Source organism: Curtobacterium sp. MCBA15_013 (assembly GCF_001865095.1).
Taxonomy (GTDB): Bacteria; Actinomycetota; Actinomycetes; order Actinomycetales; family Microbacteriaceae; genus Curtobacterium.
This window is the reverse complement of sequence record NZ_MJGQ01000061.1, coordinates 1-269: the sequence shown is the minus strand read 5'-3', so window position 1 is coordinate 269 and position 269 is coordinate 1. Positions and strand designations below refer to the sequence as shown.

At 72.9% G+C, this 269-nt stretch carries 1 protein-coding gene; it reads right to left on the bottom strand.

Going from position 1 to position 269, the window contains the following annotated elements; genetic code table 11:
• Positions 1-229: anti-sigma factor family protein (locus tag BIV01_RS16950; protein WP_175473772.1), on the bottom strand; the 229-nt coding region annotated here is incomplete at its 3' end.
• Positions 230-269: the final 40 nt, after the last annotated feature.

Below are 269 nucleotides of genomic sequence, written 5' to 3'. Positions count from 1 at the left end.
CGAGGGTGCTCTCGGAGCCGGTGTCGCGCCTCCCGTCCGGGTCTGCGATCTCGACCGCCTGGTCGGCCGGCAGCTTGGACAGCAGGCCCGGGAGACCGACCAGCTCCGCGACGGCGGCCGCACAGCGGTCGCACGTCTCGAGGTGTCGCTCGTACTCGAGCCGCTCGTCCGGCGGCAGGGAACCGAGCACGTAGGCGGCGTCCCACTCGGCGTAGCGGTCGTCGCTCATCGCGTCACTCCTCGTTCCTGCAGTGCGAGCCGGAGGGCCC